This window comes from Telluria sp. PB2R4 (assembly GCF_059685695.1).
On record NZ_JCASIC010000018.1, the window covers coordinates 39281 to 60599 of the forward strand.

Below are 21319 nucleotides of genomic sequence, written 5' to 3' on the forward strand. Positions count from 1 at the left end.
TAACTAACGGATGCCGACATGAACATGCCTGACCCCCAAGCTTTTGCCGCCTCCTGGATGACCCAGATCACCGATCCGAGCCTGTGGCAGGGCTGGATGACGATGCCGACGGTGGCCCCTGGCGCCGGCGGCGCCAATCCACTGGCCGGCGTGCTGAAGGATTTCGGCGCCGGCATCGCTCCTGCCAAACTCGAAAGCATCCGTGACGATTATCTCAGGAAGGCTGGCCAGCTATGGCAAGACTTCCTCAGCGGCAAGTCGCCCGAGATCCACGACCGGCGCTTTTCCAGCTCGGAGTGGCGCGAGCACCCGCTTTCGAGCTTCTCGGCCGCGTCCTATCTGCTGAACTCGGAATTCATGCTGGCCCTGGCCGACGCCGTCGAGGCCAGCCCGCGCGATCGCCAGAAGATCCGTTTCACGGTCCAGCAGATGGTCGACGCCATGTCGCCGGCTAACTTCTTCGCCACCAATCCGGAAGCGCAGAAGAAGCTGATCGAGACCAAGGGCGAGAGCCTGACCACGGGCTTGGCCAATATGCTGTCCGACATGCAGAAGGGCCGCATCTCGCAGTCCGACGAGTCGGCCTTCGAAGTCGGCCGCAATGTCGGCACCGCGCCGGGCCAGGTGGTGTTCGAGAATGAACTGTTCCAGCTGATCCAGTACACCCCGAGCACCCCGAGCGTGAAGGCGGTGCCGCTGTTGATGATTCCGCCGTGCATCAACAAGTTTTATATCCTCGACCTGCAGCCGGAGAATTCGCTGGTGCGCTACGTGGTGGAGCAGGGCAATACCGTGTTCATGGTCTCGTGGCGCAATCCGGACCGTTCGCTCGGCAACACCGGCTGGGACGATTACGTCGAGACTGGCGCCATCAAGGCGATCGAGGTGGTGCGCGAGATCACCGGGCAGGAAAAGACCCACGTGTTCGGCTTCTGCGTCGGCGGGACCATCGCCGCCACCGCGCTGGCGGTGCTGGCGGCGCGCGGCCAGCAGCCGGCCGCCAGCCTGTCGCTGCTCACCACGCTGCTCGACTTCCAGGACACCGGCGTGCTCGAAGTCTTCGTCGACGAAGCCCAGGTGGCGCAGCGCGAGCAGAAACTGGCGAACGGCGGCCTGATGCCGGGCCGCGACCTGGCCACCACCTTCTCGGCCCTGCGCCCGAACGACCTGGTATGGAACTACGTCCAGCAGAACTACCTCAAGGGCAAGGAACCGCCAGCCTTCGACCTGCTGTACTGGAACGCCGACAGCACCAACCTGCCGGGCCCGATGTTCTGCTGGTACCTGCGCAACACCTACCTGGAGAACAAGCTCAAGCAGCCGGGCGCGCTCACCGTCTGCGGCGTGCCTGTGGACCTGGGCAAGATCGACTGCCCGGTCTTCCTGTACGGCTCCAAGGAAGACCACATCGTCCCGTGGGAAGCCGCCTTTGCGTCGATGGACCTGCTCAACCCCAAGAACCCGAAGGCCAACCGCTACGTGCTGGGCGCGTCGGGCCACATCGCGGGCGTGATCAATCCGGCCTCGAAGAACAAGCGCAGCTACTGGGTCAACGAAAAGACCGGCAAGGCGCGCCCGAAGACGGCCGCGGCCTGGTTCGAAGGCGCCACCGAGCAGAAGGGCAGCTGGTGGCCGGAGTGGGCCAAATTCCTGGCGCAGAACGGCGGCGCCGACGTGCCGGCGCCTGCCGCATTCGGAAACGCGCGCTACCAGCCGACCGAGCCGGCGCCTGGCCGCTACGTCAAGGCCAGGGCTGACTGAGCCGTACGGCGGGCGGTGTCTTAACCCGCTGTACATATCAGAATTGCCACGGAAGTTTGTAGTCTAATAATTGCTGCACCTGCGCGCGGGTCGTGGTATGGTGTTGGCCTATACGTCCCGTCGGGCAACATTCGCCCCGGCGTTTTTGCTAAATAATCAAAGAAAAATAGCTTGCGGTTACCGCTGCCGCGACGCACAACGAAGAGACACGAGATGAGCAGTGTGAAGAAGAGTACCGAGCGCCTGATTAAGAAATACCCGAACCGCCGTCTGTACGACACCCAGACCAGTTCTTACATCACCTTGACCGACGTGAAGCAGCTGGTGCTCGACGCCGACGAATTCACTGTTGTCGACGCCAAGTCCAACGAAGACCTGACCCGCAGCATCCTGCTCCAGATCATCCTGGAAGAGGAGGCCAACGGTGTGCCGATGTTCTCCAGCTCGGTGCTGGCCCAGATCATTCGTTACTACGGCCATGCCATGCAGGGCATGATGGGTTCCTACCTCGAGAAGAACGTGCAGGCGTTCACCGACATCCAAAACAAGTTCACCAGCAACGCCGCCGGCGCCCTGGAGGGCAAGCCCTTCAGCCCGGAAATGTGGACCCAGTTCATGAACGTCCAGGGCCCGATGATGCAGGGCATGATGAACAACTACATCGACCAGTCGAAAAACCTGTTCCTGCAGATGCAGGAACAGATGCAGAACCAGAGCAAGACCTTGTTCGGCGCCTTCCCCTTCCCGGGCATGACGCCACCGCCGACCGACAAGAAGTAAATATTAAGTCAATAAGAAGTCGTCTTTTCGAGACAGTCGCCGGCCCCGTAGTGCGTTTGCGTGGGCCGGCGAACATCCCCGCCGGTAGCACTGGCGCACCCTGTTCGGGTACAATCGCGGATTGCCCAGCTTCTTTGTCGTCCGCCCATGACCGAACTTCGCCGTAATCCTTCCTCAGCCAACACCGCAGCCACCCCGGCCGCACCCGCCGCCCCGTCGCTCGTCATCCCGAGTCCGGCCGCCGGCACGGTCGCGCCCAAGGTCGGCTTCGTGTCGCTCGGCTGCCCGAAGGCGCTGGTCGATTCCGAGCAGATCCTGACCCAGCTGCGCGCGGAGGGTTACCAGACCGCCAATTCCTACGACGGCGCCGACCTGGTGATCGTCAACACCTGCGGCTTCATCGACGCCGCCGTGCAGGAATCGCTCGATGCGATCGGCGAGGCGCTGGCCGAAAACGGCAAGGTCATCGTCACCGGCTGCCTGGGCGCCAAGAAGGATGCGGCCGGCGACGACATCATCACCAAGGTGCACCCGAAGGTGCTGGCCGTGACCGGCCCGCACGCCGTGACCGAGGTGATGGAATCGGTGCACTTGCACCTGCCGAAGCCCCACGATCCTTTCGTGGACCTGGTGCCCGACCACGGCGTCAAGCTCACCCCGAAGCACTACGCCTACCTGAAGATCTCGGAAGGCTGCAACCACCGCTGCAGCTTCTGCATCATCCCGTCGATGCGCGGCGACCTGGTCTCGCGCCCGATCCACGAGGTGCTGAAGGAAGCCGAGAACCTGTTCAAGGCCGGCGTCAAGGAACTGCTCATCATCTCGCAGGACACCAGCGCCTACGGCGTCGACGTCAAGTTCCGTACCGGCTTCTGGAACGGCCGCCCGGTCAAGACCCACATGACCCAGCTCACTGAAGAACTGGGCAAGATGGCGCGCCAGTACGACGCCTGGGTGCGCATGCACTATGTCTACCCGTATCCGCACGTCGACCAGGTGATTCCGCTGATGGGCGACGGCCACGTGCTGCCTTACCTCGACATCCCGATGCAGCACGCTCACCCGGATGTGCTCAAGCGCATGAAGCGCCCGGCCAGCGGCGAGAAGAACCTCGACCGCATCCTGGCGTGGCGCCGCATGAACCCGGACCTGACCATCCGCTCCACGTTCATTGCCGGCTTCCCGGGCGAGACCGAGGAAGAATTCGAGTACCTGCTGGACTTCCTGCGCGAGGCGCAGATCGACCGCCTCGGCTGCTTCGCCTACTCGCCGGTGGAGGGCGCCACTGCCAACCTGCTGGATAACCCGGTGCCAGAAGCGGTGCGCGAAGAACGCCGTGCGCGCGTCATGCTGCTGCAGGAAGAAATCTCCCTCAAGCGCATGCAGGCCAAGGTCGGCAAGACCATGCGCGTGCTGGTCGACGAAGTCGGCGCCCGCGAAGCGATCGGCCGCACCGCCGCCGACGCCCCGGAGATCGACGGCGTGGTCCACATCAAGCGCGCGCTCCAGCCAGGCAAGGCCAAGCCGGCGGTCGGCCAGTTCATCGACGTGGTGATCACCAGGGCCGATGCCCACGACCTGTGGGCCACGGTGGCATGAAGAAGCAGCCCCAGACTGCCCTGATCCACAGCGATTACGAGGCGCCTGGCGGCTTCGACGCCTTCCCGCCAGCCGTGCACCGCGCTTCGACCGTCCTGTTCGAGAACGTGGCCGCGATGCGCTCCGGCCAGTGGAAGGACAAGACTTCCTACACCTACGGCCTGCATGGCACGCCGACCACTTTCACGCTGGAAGCGCGCCTGGCGCAAATCGAGGGCGGTAATCACTGCCTGCTGGCGCCTTCCGGCCTGTCGGCGATCGCGATGATCAACTTTGCCCTCTTGAAGAGTGGCGACGACGTGCTGTTGCCGGAGAACGTCTACAACCCGAACCGCGAACTCGGACGCTGGCTGTCGCAGGACTTCGGCGTGAGCGCGCGTTTCTACGATCCGATGATCGGGGCCGGCATTGCGGCGCTGATCCAGCCGAACACCAGGCTGGTCTGGGCCGAGGCCCCGGGGTCGGTGTCGATGGAAGTGGCGGACTTGCCAGCAATCTGCCGGGCCGCCAAAGCACGGGGCGTGCCGGTCGCGCTCGACAATACCTGGGCTGCCGGCCTGGCGCTGCGTGGCTTCGATGTCGGCGCCGACATCGTCATGCATGCGCTCACCAAATATCAGTCGGGCGGCGCCGACCTCCTGATGGGTGCAGTGATTACACGGGATCGCGCCTTGAACGACCATCTGGCGCAGGCGCACATGCGCCTCGGCCTGGGTGTCGGCGCCGACGACGCCTACCTGGTGATGCGCGGCCTGCCGACCATGAAGCTGCGCTTCGAGGCGCACGACGCGGGCGCACGCAAGGTGGCGGCGTGGCTGAAGGCCCGTCCCGAGATTAGCAAGGTGCTGCATCCGGCCTTCGAGGACTGTCCGGGGCACGAACACTGGCAGCGTGATTTCAAGGGTGCGGGCGGGCTGTTCTCGGTGCTGTTCGATCCGCGTTACACGGAAGAGCAGACTGACCGCTTCGTCGATGCCTTGACGCTGTTCGGCCTCGGCTACAGCTGGGGCGGTCCGAACAGCCTGGTGATGCCTTACCGAATCAGGGCGATCCGCAGCCGGTGGCAGGAAGAGGGCGTGCTGGTGCGTTTCAATATCGGGCTGGAAGAGACGGACGACCTCATTGCCGACATCGCGCAGGCGCTGGCGCGAATGTGACGTGGGCGGCACCGCCGCCCACCGTACGACAATCACATTACGGCATTGCCCGATTATTGTTCAGATCCAGGAAGCCGCGAATGATGCGGTAAGCCGCCCACAGCCAGGCTGCGCCCCAGACGACCACGGCGATCGGAATGCCGATGATGGTCACCGCGAGCACCCATGCAACGATCGACCACACCAGGTACCACCAGAACGAGCGGATCATCCAGCTGTGGTGCGAATAGACGATGGTGCCCTGGGTCTCCGGGCGCTTGACGTAGTTGACGATCAGCACCAGGATCGACAGCAGGCCGGCCGAGAACAGGAAGGTGAGGGCGTGTGCGACGTACAGGATGCGCGCGAACTGCTTGGCGTCCTCGGTTCCGCGATCCATTACCAGGTCTTGCGACATCAGTTTTCTCCTTCAAGGGGAACACGGGAACGCCCGTACGCGACACATTGTAGCAGCGAGTGCTGCCGTTTTGCCAACATGAGGGCCCCCGGCCTTTTCTTCAAGACCGGCCCGTCCCTTTACCCCAGCTGCGACTCGACCCAGGCCACCAGCCGCCCGGCATCCATGGCGCCCGACTGCCTTGCCACCTCGCGCCCGCCGCGGAACAGGGCCAGCGTGGGAATGCTGCGGATCGCAAACTGCGCGGCCAGGTCCTGGCTGCGCTCGGTGTCCACTTTCAGCAGGCGCACCCTCGGCTCGAGGCGCTGCGCCGCCTGCGCGTAATGCGGCGCCATCATCTTGCAGGGGCCGCACCATTCGGCCCAGAAATCGACCAGCACCGGCAGCTCGCTGCGCGACACGTGTTTGGTGAAGCGGGCGCTGTCCACGTCCAGCGGACGGCCCGTGAACAAGGGCTGGGCGCACTTGCCGCAGACGGGGGCATCGTTGAGACGCTCGGCCGCCAGCCGGTTCACCGCATCGCATTGCGGGCAGACGACATGGATCGGGTCGCTCATTGTTTTCTCCTCTGTTCAACATGTTGGCGACCATTGTAAGTCGATCATCCCGCGTCTGCAGGCATGCGCCGCCGTTACCCCGCATTCCGTAGAATCGGGTCATTGCCATTTTTACCAGACCAATGACCGCTCAAGCAAGAGTTGAAGGAAACGCACCCGGCCGTCTGCTGGTCGGCTGCGCCGGCTGGAGCCTGCCCAAGGCCGAAGCCGCCCACTTTCCCGTCGAGGACAGCCACCTCGAGCGCTACGCCGCCGTGTTCCCGGCGGTGGAGATCAACTCGTCCTTCTATCGTCCGCACCGCGCGGCGACCTACGCCAAGTGGGCCGGCTGCACGCCCGACGATTTCCGTTTCGCGGTGAAGGTGCCGCGCGCCATCAGCCACGATGCGCGCCTCGAAAACGTCGAGCAGCAGTTGGTGCAATTCGCGGCCGAGGTCGGTGAGTTGGGCGAGAAGCTGGGCTGCCTGCTGGTACAGCTGCCCCCCAAATTCGGTTTCGTCGACGAGACGGCGCGCCTGTTCTTCCGCCAGTTGCACGCCATCGTCGGCTGCGCGGTGGCCTTCGAGGCCCGGCATCCGACCTGGTTCTCGGAAGCGGCCACCGCACTGCTGATGGAGAGCGGCGTGGCGCGGGTGATCGCCGACCCGGCGGCCGGCCAGCCGGGCCCGCACGTCCCGACCAGCACCAGCATCGTCTATGTGCGCCTGCACGGGACGCCACGCATTTATTATTCGCGCTATTCGCCCGAATACGTCGAATCGGTGCGCCGCGAACTGGCGCGGCAGGCTGCCGCGGGCCGTACCTGCTGGTGCATCTTCGATAACACCGCGGCGGGTGAGGCCGTGCCGAATGCGCTGCAGCTGCTGCATGGCCTGGACGGGCAGCCATTGGACGAGGCCGCGATCCTGTCGCCGCCGTGGTGACGGCCACCTTCCGCTTCTACGACGGACTGGGCGACTTCCTGCCGCGCGCGCGGCGCGGGCGCGCATTCAGCACTGCCTGCGCGCGCGAGGCCACGGTCAAGCACATGATCGAGGCGCTCGGCGTGCCGCATACCGAGGTCGAGCTGGTGCTGGTGAACGGCGAATCGAGCGGCTTCGGGCGCTTGCTGCGCGAAGGAGACCGGGTAGCGGCGTATCCGGCCTTCGGCCTGCTGGACGTGCGTCCATTGCAGTGTCTCCGTACGTGGCCCGAAGAGCGCCTGCGTTTCGTCGCCGACGCCCACCTGGGCGCTCTGGCGCGACTGCTGCGCATGGCCGGCTACGATACGCTGTACGACAACGGCTACCACGACGACGAGATCGAGCGCATTGCCCGCGAGGAGGCCCGGGTGCTGCTCACCCGCGACCGCGAGCTGCTCAAGCGCCGGACCGTGGAACTCGGCTGCTACCTGCATGCCCTTGACCCGACGGAACAGTTGGGTGAACTGTTTGCGCGCTTGCGCCTCGGCGCCGGCATGCGTCCTTTCTCGCTGTGCCTGCGCTGTAACCTGCCGCTGAGGCCGGTAGCGAAGGACGATGTGCTCGATCGCCTGCCTCCTCGGGTGGCCGCCAGCCACGAGGAGTTCACCCTCTGCGACAATTGCGGCCGGGTTTACTGGAAGGGCTCGCACCATGCGCGCATGCAGGGGCTTCTGGAAGACGTGGCGGCGCCTGCGGCTGATGTAAAATTGCCGTCGACCCCAGACTCCCATCCTTGACCAGCGTGAGCGACGCCGTTTCGCCGTTTCCTTTCCCCGTCCGCATCGAGTGCCCGCCCGGCGCCTGCGTGTGCGAGCGCGAGCGTGTCATGGCCGACCCGCGGGCCGACCACCGGCCGCTGGCGTTGACCCGCCAACAGGAGCAGAAGCTGTGCGAGCGCATCGAGCGCATCGACACCTATGACGACCTGAAGCACGTCCAGGCGCTGATCCGGAAAAACATCGGCGCCGAGCTGCGCATCGAGCCGGGCCCGAACGAGGTGCGGTCGGTGCGCGGCATCATCGTCGTGCTGGAAGAGAAGCCGGGATTGTGCAAGAAGGCGCGGCAATCGGTGCCCGCGGCGGTGCGGCGCTGCCTGAACGCGCGGCCCGAGATCGCCTATGCGCTGCTCGACGCCCACGACTTGTTCGGCTCCCGCGGCTAGCCCTCGCGCACGCGATCCGCTTGGCTCTTATACAATATGGACGAGGCGGCAACAGCCGCGTGTCGCGTTATCAGGAGAAGAACCATGTCGGGTTACAGCATCAATATCGAAGAGAAAACGCTTGCCGGAAATAACTTCCGCGAAGTGCTCTACACCACGCAGCGCAGCCAGCTGGTCATCATGACCTTGCAGCCGGGCGAAGAGATCGGCATGGAGCACCATGAAGGCCACGACCAGTTCATCCGGGTCGAAGCGGGTGAGGGTGTGGCGATCCTGGACGGCGAGAAGCACGCGCTGGAAGACGGCGTCGCGGTGGTGATCCCGGCCGGCACCGAGCACAATGTCATCAATACCTCGCAGACCGAGCCGATGCGCCTGTACACGCTGTACACGCCGCCGGAGCACCCGGATGGCATCGTCCACGCCACCAAGCATGATGCGGACGAGTACGAGAAGCACCACCACGGGCACTGATCCCACCCTGGGCAAGTGGGGGCTAAGAAAAGCCGGCCTTGCTGCCGGCTTCGATACCCGCTCGCCTCAGCGGCGGCGGTAGTGGAGCGGGAAGCGGGTACCGACGTGCCCACCCCAGCGTCCGTGGCGGTGGTGTCCCCAGCCGCTGCCGAAGTTGAAGCCGAGGCCGATCGTGACCGGCGGGTAGTAATAGCGCGGCTGGTACACCGGCTCCGGCACGTATACCGGCTGCGGCTGGTATACATAGGCCGGACGCTGCTGCACATACACCGGCTGTTCCTGCACATAGATCGGCTGTTGAGACGCCGGCGCCGGGCTGTAGGTCGTGGTGGCCCCGGTGTCACCGGCAGCCGCTGCGCGGGCGCCAGTGCCCAGCGGTACCGGTGTCACCGACACCACTTGCCACTGGCTCGGATCGCCCGAGCGCGGGTAGGCCTGGCTGCCGTAATAATTCGGGCCGGGCGCGGCGCAACCGGCCAGTACGGCCAGCGACGCGGTAACGAAAATAAGTTTTTTCATGGCGGTCCTCCTGATTCAGCCATGATAAGAAAACCCGGCGCAAATTCTGCGCGGAATTACAACTCCTTACAAACGGCAGCAGCATCCTATACCAGCAGCGAGGTGAGCTCTCCCAGCGGCACGGCGGCAGCCAGGGCTTGGCAGCCGGCGTCGTTCGGATGCAGCCAGTCACGGCTGTTATACGCGCTGCGCAGCCGCGTCGGCGCCGCCGGGTCGCGCAGCACCATGTCCCAGTCGATCAGGGTGTCGAATTCGTTCGCCGAGCGCAGCCAGCCGTTCACCTGCTGGCGTACCGCTTCGCGCGCCGCCGTGTAGTAGACGAATCCTAGCATCGGCGGCAAGGTGGCGCCGAGCGCCGCCAGGCCGCGTGCGTGCGCACGTGCGATCAGCTGGCGGTAACCGGCAATCAGGTCGTCGCGCATTTCGCTCAGCGCCGTGCCGGAGGCGTAGACGATGTCGTTGATGCCGATCGCCGCGATCACGGCGCGCACGCCGGGCGTCGCCAGCACGTCGCGGTCGAAGCGTTCCAGCACGTCGTTCCCGGCCAGCAGCGCATCCGGATGGTCCAGCAGCAGGCGGTTGCCGGCAATGCCGCGGTTGACGACGCCGATCCGGCCCGCGCTGCCGAGTTCCGCCTGCAGCCTGCGCGCCAGGTAGTCGGGCCAGCGACGGCTCTGGTTCCCCGTGCTGCCCTGGCCATCGGTGATCGAATCGCCGATGGCGACCACGCAGGGCGCACCGCCATCGACATCGACCTCGCTCAGGAAGGGCCAGGACGCAAGCGACCGTGACAGTGTGAACGTGGTGTTGGCCGTGAAGTTGCCGGCGGTGGACACGTAGTTCGTTTGCCAGGAATCCCGGTGGATCGTGGTGGCGTACACGGTACCCGGGAAATACAGGCTGATTGCCAGGTCGGCGAAGGCCGGGATCTGGAAGAACACCGGGTCGGAGACCACCGGGGTGCCGGGCTGGATGGTGACCGCGCTGCGGCCACCGAAGGTCAGGGCACGGTTCGATCCCGCAACGACGGCCTGCCCCGCGCTGCGCAGGCCGATCTGTGCGGCGCCGATGGTCAGCGGCGTGCGGCCCATCTCGTTGGTCAGGCGCACCCGCACGCGGTTGCCGCCGATGCTGGCGCGTACGATCATGCGCAGCGTTTGTGCGCTGAAACTCATCGTGCTCGCGGACGGCGGCGGGCCCGCGGGCGCGCATCCCCAGGTAGCGCACCAGCCGTCGGTGCGCCTTGTCTGCGCGGATGCGGAATCCGGCGCCAGCGCCGCCGTTCCGGCAAGTGTGCCGGCCAGTGCGGGAACGCCGCGCAGGAATTGCCGGCGTCCATGGCGCAGCGCGTCCCCATTGCGCGCCGAATCGTGAGGATTGGAAAGGGATGAAGACGACGTGCCGAAAGCCGGGTTGGACATGGCATGCTCCTGTCGAATGAGGTGCAACCGCGGCGCGGCCGCATCACTAACATAGACCAGCAGCGCCGCTCATCCAATCGTGCATCTCACATCTTTTGCGCTGGCTCGTACTTGTGCGCTGAACTTACGGAACAGAGGAAACTTATGCGAAACGCGACGGTTCGCCTCCGCATGAAGTTTCGTATTGAAATCGCATATCGCCCGTCAATCCAGGCGGTATGCAAGTTTTACTGTAGGATATTCATCAGGCCGTCGAGGCCGCAGAAGTTCAGGGCAACGGCCGCCTGCGCGCGCACCACCGGCTTGGCGCGAAAGGCCACCGACAGGCCGGCAATGCCCATCATCTTCAGGTCATTGGCGCCGTCGCCCATCACGATGGCCTGAGCCGGATCGATGCCAAGCTCCTTGCAGACGCGCTGCACGGTACGCCTCTTTTCTTCCGCGTCGACAATGCCGCCGAGCACGCGGCCGGTCAGCTTGCCATCCGCCACTTCGAGCACGTTGGCGTGGGTGAAGTCGAGCGACAGGCGCCCTTTCAACCGGTCGGTGAAGAAGGTAAAGCCGCCCGACACCAGCAGGGTCTTCAGGCCGGCCGCCTGCACCGCCTGCAGCATGGCTTCGCCGCCCAGCGAGATGCGCAGGCGTTCGTCGTAGACGCGCTGCAGCGCGCCGGCGTCGAGGCCCTCGAGCAGCGCCACGCGGCGCGTCAGGCTGGCCGCGAAATCGAGCTCGCCGCGCATCGCGGCCTCGGTGATCTCGGCCACCTGCGGCTTGAGGCCTTGCATGTCCGCGATCTCGTCGATGCACTCGATGGTGATCAGGGTCGAATCCATGTCCATGGCCACCAGCCCGAAGTCGCGCAGCGTGCGGCCGGCCTCGATGAAGCAGGCATCGACCTGGGCGGCGTAGGCCGCGGCGTCGATGCGCTCCTTGAGTTCGTTTGAGAACGGCACATCCTCGCAGCGGATGGCATGGTCGCCGAGGCGGGTGACGCGCGCCGGTGCAGCCAGTGCGGCCAGGCCGTCGAGTGTTTGGAACGAGGCCTGCGGCCCCTGGAGCACCAGGTTCATGGTCATGGAATCAATGGGAAACTAGGCGAGAAGCTGTTTGATGGTCTGTTTTACCTGCGTCACGCGGGCCGCCAGGTCGGGCATGCTGGCGCTGATGCGCAGCTTGTCCTGGCCGGCCAGCTTGATGTGGCGGTTCTTCTGGATCAGCGTGATGATCTTGATCGGGTCGATCGGCGGCTTCTCCATGAACTGCAGGTTGGCCGCTTCGCCATGGGCGTCGATCTTGACGATGCCGACCGACTTGGCGGCGATGCGCAGGCGATGGGTCTCGATCAGCGCCTTCACCGGTTCCGGCAGCTTGCCGAAGCGGTCGATCAGTTCCTCCTGCATGCCGTCGATCTTGTCCTGGCTTTCGCAGTTGGCCAGGCGCTTGTAGATCGACAGGCGCTCGTGCACGTCGCCGCAGTAGTCCGACGGCAGCAGGGCCGGCACATGCAGGTTGATCTCGGTGGTGGAAGACAGCGGCGCGGCCAGGTCGGGCTCCTTGCCCGCCTTGAGCGAGCGCACCGCCTCGTTCAGCATGTCGGAATACAGCTGGAACCCGACTTCCAGCATCTCGCCGGACTGGTTCTCGCCCAGCACCTCGCCGGCGCCGCGGATCTCCAGGTCGTGCATCGCCAGGTAGAAGCCGCTGCCCAGTTCTTCCATCGCCTGGATCGCGTCCAGGCGGCGCTGCGCCTGCTTGGTCAGGCCGGATACATCGCTGACCAACAGGTAGGCATAGGCCTGGTGGTGCGAACGGCCGACGCGCCCGCGCAGCTGGTGCAGCTGGGCCAGGCCGAAGCGGTCGGCGCGGTGCATGATGATGGTGTTCGCGGTCGGCACGTCGATGCCGGTTTCGATGATGGTGGTGCACAGCAGGATGTTGTAGCGCTGTGCGACGAAATCGCGCATGACCTTTTCCAGGTCGCGCTCGTGCATCTGGCCGTGCGCCACGCCGATGCGCGCTTCCGGCAGCAGCTCTTGCAGCGTCGCGCGGCGGTTCTCGATGGTCTCGACCTCGTTGTGCAGGAAGTAGATCTGGCCGCCGCGCTTCAGTTCGCGCAGGCAGGCTTCGCGGATGACGGATCCGTCTTCGCTGCGGACAAAAGTCTTGATCGCCAGGCGTTTCTGCGGCGCGGTGGCGATGATCGAGAAGTCGCGCAGGCCTTCCAGCGCCATGCCGAGGGTGCGCGGGATCGGGGTCGCGGTCAGCGTGAGCACGTCGACCTCGGCGCGCAGGGCCTTCAGCGCTTCTTTCTGGCGCACCCCGAAGCGGTGTTCCTCGTCGATGATCACCAGGCCCAGGCGAGTGAACTTGACGTCGGGCGAGAGCAGCTTGTGGGTGCCGATCACGATGTCGAGGGTGCCGTCGGCCATGCCCTTGATCGCGTTGTTGATTTCCTTGCCGGTGCGGAAGCGCGACAGCTCGGCGATCTTCACAGGCCAGTCGGCGAAGCGGTCGGCGAAGGTCTGTGCATGCTGTTCGGCCAGCAGCGTGGTCGGCGCCAGGATGGCGACCTGCTTGCCGCCCATGACGGCGATGAAGGCGGCGCGCAGCGCGACCTCCGTCTTGCCGAAACCGACGTCGCCGCACACCAGGCGGTCCATCGGGCGCCCCGAGGTCATGTCCTTGATGACGTTGTGGATGGCCTCGGCCTGGTCCGGCGTTTCGTCGAAACCGAAGCTGCCGGCGAAGTTCTCGTAGTCGATGTTTGAGTATTCGAAAGCGTGGCCCTGGCGCGCGGCGCGGCGCGCGTACAGGTTGAGCAATTCGGCGGCGGTGTCGCGCACCTGCTCGGCGGCCTTTCTCTTGGCCTTGTCCCACTGGCCGGAGCCGAGCGCGTGCAGCGGCGCGTCTTCGGGCGAGGTGCCGGAGTAGCGCGAGATCACATGCAGTTGCGAGACCGGGACGTAGAGCTTGGTCTCCTTGGCGTATTCCAGGTGCAGGAACTCGGTCTCGCCTTCGCCCAGGTCCATGCTCATCAGGCCCATGTAGCGGCCGATGCCGTGGTTGATGTGGACCACCGGGTCGCCGATCTTCAGCTCCGACAGGTCGCGCACCATCGATTCAACCTGGCTGGTGGCTTCTTGCTTCTTCTTGCCGGCGCGCCGGCCCGAGCCCGCGTACAGCTCGGTCTCGGTGACGAAGACCAGGTGGCCGGCAGCGTCCTCGATCAGTTCGAAGCCAGCCTGCAGCGGCGCCACGCCCAGCGCCAGCCTGGCGTCGGTGGCACGGAAGCCCCCGAAGCCTTCGACCGGCACCAGCTCGAGCCCGTATTCGTGGAAGTACTGCTGCAGGGTTTCGCGGCGGCCGGCGGAATCGGCGACGATCATTACGCGCGCATCCTGGCGCGCCAGGTAGGCCCGCAGGCTGCTGAGTGGATCGTCGAGGCGGCGGTTGACCGCGATGTCGGGGATCGGCGCCGACAGCTCGGAGGCTGGGGCGGCCGGGTCCTTGCCGATGGTCCAGCGCCCGTGCGGCTTGGCGCAGGTGAAGAACTGCTCGGCGCCCAGGAACAGCTCGCGCGGTTCGAGGATCGGCCGTTCGCGGTCGCTCTTGAGGAATTTGTAGCGCGACTCGGTATCGAGCCAGAAGCGCTGGATCGCCGCTTCGATGTCGCCGACCAGGGCCAGCGTGGTGTCTTGCGGCAGGTAGTCGAACAGGGTCGCGGTCTCGTCGAAGAACAGCGGCAGGTAATACTCGATGCCGGCCGAGGCGATGCCGTTGCCGATATCGCGGTAGATCGGCGAGCGCGAAGGATCGCCCTCGAAACGCTCGCGCCAGCGGCCGCGGAAGGCGGTGCGTGCCGCTTCGTCCATCGGGAACTCGCGGCCCGGCAGCAAGCGCACTTCCTTGACGGGGTACAACGAGCGCTGCGTATCGGCGTCGAAGGTACGGATCGATTCGATCTCGTCGCCGAACAGGTCGAGGCGATAGGGCAGCACCGAACCCATCGGGAACAGGTCGATCAGGCCGCCGCGCACCGAGTATTCGCCCGGCGACATGACCTGCGATACATGCGTATAACCGGCGAGGGTTAGCTGGGCCTTGAGCTTCGCTTCGTCGAGGCGTTCGCCCTGGCGGAAGAAGAAGGTGTAGGCCGCCAGGAAGGAGGGCGGGGCCAGCCGCACCAGCGCGGTGGTGGCCGGCACCACCAGTACGTCGCACTGGCCGTTGCGGATCTCGTGCAGCGTGGCCAGGCGTTCGGACACCAGGTCCTGGTGCGGCGAGAACGCGTCGTAGGGCAGGGTTTCCCAGTCGGGCAGCAGGTGGCATGCCAGTCGCCCGCCGGCGAACCAGGGAATCTCGTCGAGCAGGCGCTGGCCGTCGCTGGCATTGGCCACGATGACCGTAAGGATTTGCTGCTTGTCCTTCAGCGCGAGCGCGGCGGTGGCGAGCGCATAGGCATCGCTTGAGCCGTGCAGGGCGGGAAGGGCGAAACGGGTTCCTGGCTTGGGAAGATTTTTCTTGAGATCGAAGGGCATTGAGCGCGCAGTGACGTTCGCAACAGTGACCGTGCATTATAGACGAATGGCTGCTGCGCCGCCGGGCGGCTCGGGCTGCACCAGGGGTTGGCGCGATGGGCCTGGCCAGCGCGCGATAGTGGCGAATCTACAACGAGCGAGGCAAACGGCAGAGCAGAATAAGGACAGCCCGGCTGCGACCGGGCTGCGCGGCCGGGTGTCCGGCCAGAAAAGAGCAGAGCCCGCAACAGCCGCTCAGCGGCCGGTGCCCGAGGTTGACGAACTGGTGGCCGGCGGCGTGGTGGTGGTGGCCGGCGGCGTGGTAGTGGCCGGGGTGGCCAGGTCGTTCGTCGTCCCGGTGTTGGTGCCGCTCTGGCCCGACGGGCTGCTGGTGCCGGTGGCGCCGGTGCCCATCGACGAGCCGGAGCTGGTCGAGTCGGTGGTGGTGTCGGGGGTGGTGCAGGCTGCCAGCGACAGCGCCATGATGCCGCCCAGCAGTGCAGTTTGGATCTTGCTCATTCGAATTCTCCTCGGTATTCATGTGGATGGGTCAGGCCATCATGCGAGGTGCGCGTTATGCGGAAAATAGGAACAGGGCGTCAGTCGATGTAGGACCGTGCGTACATACTTAACCGCGTGGCCCGACAGTAGGTCAGGCAGCCATCTCCTCATGGCTCAGCAGCCATGCCAGCAGGGCGTCCGACGCCAAGGGGCGGCTGTAGAAATAGCCCTGGCCCTTGGCGCAGCTCAGCGTGCGTACGACCTCGGCCTGCGACGCCGTCTCGATGCCTTCGGCCACGGTCTTCATGCCCAGGCTCTGCGCCACCTTGACGGTGGCGTCGATCAGCACGCGGTGATGGTGGCTGGTGTCGGCCTGGCTGACGAAGGAGCGGTCGATCTTGACCGTGTCCACCGGCAGCAGGTGCAGGCTGGACAGCGAGGAATAGCCGGTGCCGAAATCGTCGAGCGCCAGCTGGATGCCGAGCGCCTTCAGTTCGTGCAGGCGCTGCTGGATGCCCTGGTCCTGCGCCGCCAGGCTCTCGGTGATCTCGAGCTGGAGCTGCTCGGGCGGCATGCCGGTCACTTGCAGGACACGGCGCACGCTGTCGATCCAGCCCGGCTGCCCGAGCTGGGCGCGCGACAGGTTCACCGCGATCAGGCGCGGCGCGCCGCTTCCCAGGCGGGCGCGCCAGTCCATGAAGTCGCGGCAGGAACGTTCGAGTACGAAGTCGCCCACGGCACCGATCAGGCCGCACTCTTCGGCCACGGTGATGAACTCGATCGGCGGCACGATGCCGCGTACCGGATGACGCCAGCGCACCAGGGCCTCGACGCCGGCGGCGTGGTCGGTGCCGCCATCCGGCCGCAGGCCGACCACCGGCTGGTACACGACGAACAGCTGTTCCTCGGCCAGCGCCTGGCGCAGCTCGGCCTCGATGCCGGCACGGTGTTCGGCGCGTTCGCGCATCGAGGCCTCAAACACCAGGTGGCGTGCGCCGCCGGCGCGCTTGGCTTCGACCATGGCGATGCCGGCGTCGCGCAGGATCTCGTCGGCGTCGCGAGCGCCCTCGTGTTCGCCCGCGGCGCCCCAGGCCAGCCCGAGGCTGGTGCCGCACACGACCTCGGTGCCGTGTACGCGGTAGGGGCGCGCCAGCGCATCGAGGATGCGTCCGGCGACGCGCTCGGCGTCGTCGCGCGAACGCATCCCGTCGAGCACCACGACGAATTCGTCGCCGCCCACGCGCGCGGCCAGCTGGCCGCTGCCGCTGGCGGTGTCGATGCGGTCGTTCGGCGGGCGCAGCGCGCCGCGGATGCGGTCGGCGATTTGCACCAGCAATTCGTCGCCGGCGGCCTGGCCGAGGGTGTCGTTGATCTGGCGGAAGCGGTCGCAGTTCATGAACAGCACGGCGAACTGGCCGGCCGAGTGCGGCCGCGCCACCAGGTGCTGGAGCTGCTCGCGCACTGCTTCGCGGTTCGGCATGCGCGTGAGCGCGTCGGTGCGGGCGGCGTTGCGCAGGCGGCGCACCAGGGTGTCCTGTTCGCGCTGCACTTCGTGGGTGACGTCGCTGACGACCGCCATCAGGCGCTCGGCGTCGAGCTTCATCAGGCTGATCGCAAGTACCTGCGGGCTGCCCGAGGTCAGCTCGAGCGGCAGCGGCGCACGCATGCCTTCGCAGATGACGCCGGAAGGCTCGTCGAACGCGGCGGCGAGGGCTGGCAGCTGGGGCGCGATCGGGTCCAGCACGGCGTAAAGGTTGTCCAGGCCGGTGTCGCGCGCGATCGGCATCAAGAGGTTCGAGGCCATCGGATTGAGCATGTCGACCGTGCCGTCCGGCGCGATCTGGGCCAGCCCGATCGGCGCGCGGTACAGGAACTGCACCAGGGCTTCGTAGGCGGCGTTCGGATCAGGCTGCAACGCGGCCTCCATCATTGTCCTGGGCCCCGTGCAGTGGTGCGGCGGCCATCTCGGGGCGCCAGCGTTCGACGCGGTTGCGGCCGGCGCGCTTGGCGGCGTACAGGGCCTGGTCGGCGCGCTTGAGCAGCAGGTCGATGCCTCCTTCGCCGTCGTCCAGGCTGGCGATGCCGGCGCTGACGGTGTACTGGATGCGTGCGCCTTCGAAGTGGACCACCTGCGAGGCCACGCTGGCGCGCAGGCGTTCCGCCACCACGGCTGCGCGCGGCAGGTCGGTGGACGGCAGCAGTACCGCGAATTCCTCGCCGCCGATGCGTGCGACGACGTCGACCGCGCGGAAGGTCTCGCCCAGTACCGCCGCCAGGTGCTGCAGCACGGCGTCGCCGCCCGGGTGGCCATGGCGGTCGTTGATGGCCTTGAAGTGGTCGGCGTCGAGCACGATCACGGCGGTCGGGCGCGGCACGATGTTGCTGCGGCTGAGTTCCTGCTCGGCCGCCTCGAAGAAGGCGCGCCGGTTGGCCAGGCCGGTAAGGTAGTCGCCGAAGGCTTCGCGCCGGCGCCGCTCGGTGGCTTCGCGCTTGTCGGTGATGTCGCGCAGGATCAGGCAGTAGGCCGGGCCGTCCGCCTCCAGGCCGCCCGGCGGCTCGCGTTCGGGCAGGGGGGCGATCAGGGCGCTGCCCCAGAAGCCGCTGCCGTCGGCGCGCATGCGCCTGCCTTCGTCGAGGCTCCAGCCATCGCGTTCGGCATCGCGCAGGCGGTCGAGCAGGTGCTCGGGGGTCATCGCGTCGAGCGGATAGAAGACCGAATAGGGCCGGCCCACCACCTCCTGGCCGAAGCCGGTGACACGGCCGATGCTGGGGTTCCACTCGGTGACGGCGCCGGCGGCGTCCAGGCCGACCAGGGCGTAATCGGTGATGCCGGTCAGGATGGCGTTGAACCAGGCGTCGTTCTGGCGCAGCTGGCGGTCGCGCCTTACCTGCAGCGTGACGTCGTCGATCACCGCCATGATGCGCCGGGCGTCGAGCTTGAGCAGGGTGACCGCCAGGATCTGCGGCACCCGCTTGCCGGCGCCGCCGGCGTTCAGGTGCAGGTGCAGGCCGTCGCAGATCTTGCCGGAAGGGCGCTCGTAATCGGCGCACAGGTGGCGCAGCTCGGGTGCGACGCTTTCCAGTGCGGAGAACAGGTTGTCCAGGCCGCCGTCGCGCGAGAGCGGCATCAGCAGCTGGGCCGAGACCGGGTTCATCATGACGATGGCGCCGTCGATATCGGCCTGCACCAGGCCTACCGGCGCCAGGTACAGGAACTGGATCAGGGCTTCATGCTCGGCCCGCAGCTGCTCCACGTTGTCCACCATGTCGTTCATCGCACTCGGCTCGGGCGCGCCCGCTCAGCGCGCCTGGCGCTGGACCAGCACGTAGCGGTTGCCGCTGGCGGGACTGGCCAGCAGGCGCAGCGCCACCTTGACCGGGCGCATGCGCAGGGTCAGGACGTAGTCGAGGGTGTCGTCCAGGGCGCTGCCCTCGTCCATCGCGTCCTCGAAGCGCTGGGCCACCATGAAGTTGTTCAGGCACGGCGCGACATTGGTGAACAGCGGCTGGCCGATTACGCGTTGCGGCGACAATCCGGCGGCCTGCGATTCGAAGGCGTTGTAGCGCTGCACATTGGTGTCGGCGTCGAAGCCGATCACGCCGAAGTCGAGCCCGTCGAGCTGTTCCGGCGAGCAGTTGTCGAGCTGTGCGGCGAGGTCGGCGGTCGAAAACGACAGGGCGGGTGCGTTCATGGGTAAGATCTCGCGCAGGCGTTCATTGATTTGAGGAAATTGATGTTGACATGCCGCCAGCCCACTTGTCAATTGTGCGGACCGATACTTTGACAGTTGACGCTGTCAAATACCACATTTGGTCCGTTCTCTACCGGCTTGACAGCACCCCACTGCACCGGCACCATCCGTGCCTTGTCATTGCCGGCTCCGTCATGTTGCCCAAACCGCTCCCCGAACCCCGCTGGTGGTCGCACCAGGCCACCCTGCTGCGCGTGCTGTCCGACCTGCTGGCTGGTGAGCTGGCGCTGATGCGCCCGGGTGTCGCCCGCCGTCCGCTGCCGTGGCCGCCGGAGCTGGACCTGGTGGCCGAGCTTGGCGCGGATTCGCTCGAACTGCTCGGTCTTGCCACCGCGATGGAAGGCGTGCTCGGGATCGGTTGCATCGGGGAGGAAAGGGTGCTGGCCAATCCACGCCTCGGTGCCTGGCTGGCGGCCGCGGCCTTCGGCCTGGAGAACGGCAGTGGGATGATCGGTTTCCGCACCTCGGGCAGCTCCGGCGCGCCCAGGTCCTGCCCCCATTCGCTGGCGAACCTGTGGCAGGAAGCCGGTGTGCTGGCAAGCCTGTTTCCGGAAACGCAGCGCATCGTTGGGCTGGTTCCATCGCACCATATTTACGGTTTCCTGTTCACGGTCCTGTTGCCGCGCGCGCTCGGGCTGGATCCGGCGGCGCTGTGCGATTTGCGCGGGGCGTCGCCCGGCGAGGTGGCGCGGCAGCTGCGGCCGGGAGACCTGGTGGTCGGCTTCCCGGATTTCTGGCGTGCCTTCGCGCCCGGTGCCGGTGCGTTGCCGGCAGGGGTGACGGGCGTGAGCTCGACCGCGCCGTGCCCGGACGAGGTGGCGCGCGCCGTCGCGGCGGGTGGCGTCGAGCGGCTGGTGCAGGTCTACGGCAGCTCGGAGACCGCCGGCGTCGGCTGGCGCGACAGCCCGGATGAAGACTACCGGCTGTTCCCGTACTGGGAGACGACGGACGATCCGGCGATGTTGCGCCGCACGGGGGCGGACGGCAGCCGCGCCGCCTATCCGCTGCAGGACCGGCTGGCCTGGAGCGCGCCGGGCCGTTTCCGCCCGGCCGGCCGGATCGACCATGCGGTGCAGGTCGGCGGCACTAACGTCTTTCCCGCCTATGTGGCGGATGTGCTGCGCATGCACCCCGGCGTGGAAGATGCCACGGTGCGCCTCATGCGGCCGGACGAGGGCTGGCGCCTGAAGGCCTTCGTGGTGCCGCGCGGCGCCGTGCCGGAGGAAGGCGGCGCGGGGGCGTCGGCCCTGCGCGCGGAACTGGATGCATGGATCGCCGAGCGCCTGTCGACGCCGGAACGGCCGGCGGCCTACACGTTTGGCGCCGCGCTGCCCCGCCAGTCGAATGGCAAGCTGTCCGACTGGATCATCGACAGCGCCGGCTGAGGCCAAGGACTGGCGCTAGAGATCGACCAGCAGGTCGAAGCCGCCGAACACCATGCGCTTGCCGTCGAAGGGCATGGCGCCGGGTTTCATCATTTCGGCCATGCGCGGGTCGTTCATGACCTTGTCATTGACCTCGTCGCGTTTCTCGCGCGATTCGTAGACGATCCAGGAAAAGATCACGGTTTCCCCTTCTTCCAGGTTGACCGCCTGCGGGAAGGACGTCAGCTTGCCCGGCTTGACGTCCTCGGCGATGCATTCGCGGAACTGCAGGGCGCCATGCTCGCGCCAGATCTGGCCGGCGCGGGTGGCGACTTCACGGTAGGTCGCGATGTTGGCGGTGGGAAGGGGAAGGATGAAACCATCGACGTAGGCCAT

At 66.4% G+C, this 21319-nt stretch carries 20 protein-coding genes; 9 read left to right on the top strand and 11 right to left on the bottom strand.

Annotated features, from left to right (window positions below):
- Nucleotides 1-18 precede the first annotated feature (18 nt).
- The 4 genes from phaC to AC56LU_RS22585 all read left to right on the top strand — a co-directional run bounded on the left by phaC (nucleotide 19) and on the right by AC56LU_RS22585 (nucleotide 5297).
- Nucleotides 19-1761, top strand: coding sequence for a class I poly(R)-hydroxyalkanoic acid synthase (gene phaC / locus AC56LU_RS22570; protein ID WP_497177839.1), 1743 nt, complete (start codon nucleotides 19-21; stop codon nucleotides 1759-1761).
- 213 nt (nucleotides 1762-1974) lie between these two features.
- Nucleotides 1975-2541: a polyhydroxyalkanoate synthesis repressor PhaR gene (gene phaR / locus AC56LU_RS22575; protein WP_497177840.1), complete on the top strand. Its 567-nt coding sequence runs from the start codon at nucleotides 1975-1977 to the stop codon at nucleotides 2539-2541.
- Nucleotides 2542-2688: 147 nt separating this feature from the next.
- Nucleotides 2689-4140 (top strand): 30S ribosomal protein S12 methylthiotransferase RimO, encoded by a 1452-nt coding sequence (gene rimO, locus AC56LU_RS22580; RefSeq protein ID WP_497177841.1) that lies wholly within the window; start codon nucleotides 2689-2691, stop codon nucleotides 4138-4140.
- Nucleotides 4137-5297: a cystathionine beta-lyase gene (locus tag AC56LU_RS22585; protein ID WP_497177842.1), complete on the top strand. Its 1161-nt coding sequence runs from the start codon at nucleotides 4137-4139 to the stop codon at nucleotides 5295-5297. The genes rimO and AC56LU_RS22585 overlap by 4 nt, the downstream gene beginning before the upstream one ends.
- 37 nt (nucleotides 5298-5334) lie before the next feature.
- On the opposite strand, the gene AC56LU_RS22590 is transcribed toward AC56LU_RS22585, so the two are convergent.
- Nucleotides 5335-5694, bottom strand: a complete 360-nt coding sequence (locus tag AC56LU_RS22590) for a DUF4870 family protein (RefSeq protein ID WP_497177843.1) — start codon at nucleotides 5692-5694, stop codon at nucleotides 5335-5337.
- A gap of 119 nt (nucleotides 5695-5813) precedes the next feature.
- The gene (gene trxC, locus AC56LU_RS22595; RefSeq protein ID WP_497177844.1) at nucleotides 5814-6251 is read right to left on the bottom strand and encodes a thioredoxin TrxC; all 438 of its coding nucleotides are present in this window, start codon (nucleotides 6249-6251) and stop codon (nucleotides 5814-5816) included.
- Between the two features lie 122 nt (nucleotides 6252-6373).
- Here trxC and AC56LU_RS22600 point away from each other — a divergent pair, with 122 nt between their 5' ends.
- The 4 genes from AC56LU_RS22600 (at nucleotide 6374) to AC56LU_RS22615 (ending at nucleotide 8849) form a co-directional block, all read left to right on the top strand.
- Nucleotides 6374-7174, top strand: a complete 801-nt coding sequence (locus tag AC56LU_RS22600; RefSeq protein WP_497177845.1) for a DUF72 domain-containing protein — start codon at nucleotides 6374-6376, stop codon at nucleotides 7172-7174.
- Nucleotides 7168-7950 (top strand): Mut7-C RNAse domain-containing protein, encoded by a 783-nt coding sequence (locus tag AC56LU_RS22605; protein ID WP_497177846.1) that lies wholly within the window; start codon nucleotides 7168-7170, stop codon nucleotides 7948-7950. Before AC56LU_RS22600 ends, AC56LU_RS22605 begins: the two co-directional genes overlap by 7 nt.
- Before the next feature lie 5 nt (nucleotides 7951-7955).
- Nucleotides 7956-8375 (top strand): hypothetical protein, encoded by a 420-nt coding sequence (locus AC56LU_RS22610; protein ID WP_497177847.1) that lies wholly within the window; start codon nucleotides 7956-7958, stop codon nucleotides 8373-8375.
- A gap of 84 nt (nucleotides 8376-8459) precedes the next feature.
- Nucleotides 8460-8849: a cupin domain-containing protein gene (locus tag AC56LU_RS22615; RefSeq protein WP_497177848.1), complete on the top strand. Its 390-nt coding sequence runs from the start codon at nucleotides 8460-8462 to the stop codon at nucleotides 8847-8849.
- Nucleotides 8850-8915: 66 nt separating this feature from the next.
- Here AC56LU_RS22615 and AC56LU_RS22620 read toward each other — a convergent pair whose 3' ends face one another.
- The 8 genes from AC56LU_RS22620 to AC56LU_RS22655 all read right to left on the bottom strand — a co-directional run bounded on the left by AC56LU_RS22620 (nucleotide 8916) and on the right by AC56LU_RS22655 (nucleotide 19499).
- Nucleotides 8916-9368: a hypothetical protein gene (locus AC56LU_RS22620; protein ID WP_497177849.1), complete on the bottom strand. Its 453-nt coding sequence runs from the start codon at nucleotides 9366-9368 to the stop codon at nucleotides 8916-8918.
- Between the two features lie 86 nt (nucleotides 9369-9454).
- Nucleotides 9455-10789, bottom strand: coding sequence for an SGNH/GDSL hydrolase family protein (locus tag AC56LU_RS22625; protein ID WP_497177850.1), 1335 nt, complete (start codon nucleotides 10787-10789; stop codon nucleotides 9455-9457).
- 227 nt (nucleotides 10790-11016) lie between these two features.
- Entirely contained in the window at nucleotides 11017-11859 is an 843-nt protein-coding gene (gene serB / locus AC56LU_RS22630) for a phosphoserine phosphatase SerB (RefSeq protein ID WP_497177851.1), read from the bottom strand.
- Between the two features lie 21 nt (nucleotides 11860-11880).
- The gene (gene mfd / locus AC56LU_RS22635; protein WP_497177852.1) at nucleotides 11881-15327 is read right to left on the bottom strand and encodes a transcription-repair coupling factor; all 3447 of its coding nucleotides are present in this window, start codon (nucleotides 15325-15327) and stop codon (nucleotides 11881-11883) included.
- A 234-nt stretch (nucleotides 15328-15561) separates the two neighbouring features.
- Nucleotides 15562-15825 carry a hypothetical protein gene (locus tag AC56LU_RS22640; protein ID WP_497177853.1) on the bottom strand — a complete coding sequence of 88 codons (264 nt, stop codon included), beginning with the start codon at nucleotides 15823-15825 and terminating at the stop codon, nucleotides 15562-15564.
- A gap of 133 nt (nucleotides 15826-15958) precedes the next feature.
- A complete protein-coding gene (locus AC56LU_RS22645) occupies nucleotides 15959-17722 on the bottom strand; it encodes a putative bifunctional diguanylate cyclase/phosphodiesterase (protein WP_497177854.1) in 1764 nt (587 codons plus the stop codon).
- Entirely contained in the window at nucleotides 17712-19082 is a 1371-nt protein-coding gene (locus tag AC56LU_RS22650; RefSeq protein ID WP_497177855.1) for a GGDEF domain-containing protein, read from the bottom strand. The genes AC56LU_RS22645 and AC56LU_RS22650 overlap by 11 nt, the downstream gene beginning before the upstream one ends.
- 24 nt (nucleotides 19083-19106) lie before the next feature.
- The gene (locus AC56LU_RS22655) at nucleotides 19107-19499 is read right to left on the bottom strand and encodes a PAS domain-containing protein (RefSeq protein ID WP_497177856.1); all 393 of its coding nucleotides are present in this window, start codon (nucleotides 19497-19499) and stop codon (nucleotides 19107-19109) included.
- A gap of 194 nt (nucleotides 19500-19693) precedes the next feature.
- Between AC56LU_RS22655 and AC56LU_RS22660 the strand changes: the two genes are divergently transcribed.
- A complete protein-coding gene (locus AC56LU_RS22660) occupies nucleotides 19694-20944 on the top strand; it encodes an AMP-binding protein (RefSeq protein ID WP_497177857.1) in 1251 nt (416 codons plus the stop codon).
- A 15-nt stretch (nucleotides 20945-20959) separates the two neighbouring features.
- On the opposite strand, the gene AC56LU_RS22665 is transcribed toward AC56LU_RS22660, so the two are convergent.
- A complete protein-coding gene (locus tag AC56LU_RS22665) occupies nucleotides 20960-21319 on the bottom strand; it encodes a DUF1428 domain-containing protein (RefSeq protein ID WP_497177858.1) in 360 nt (119 codons plus the stop codon).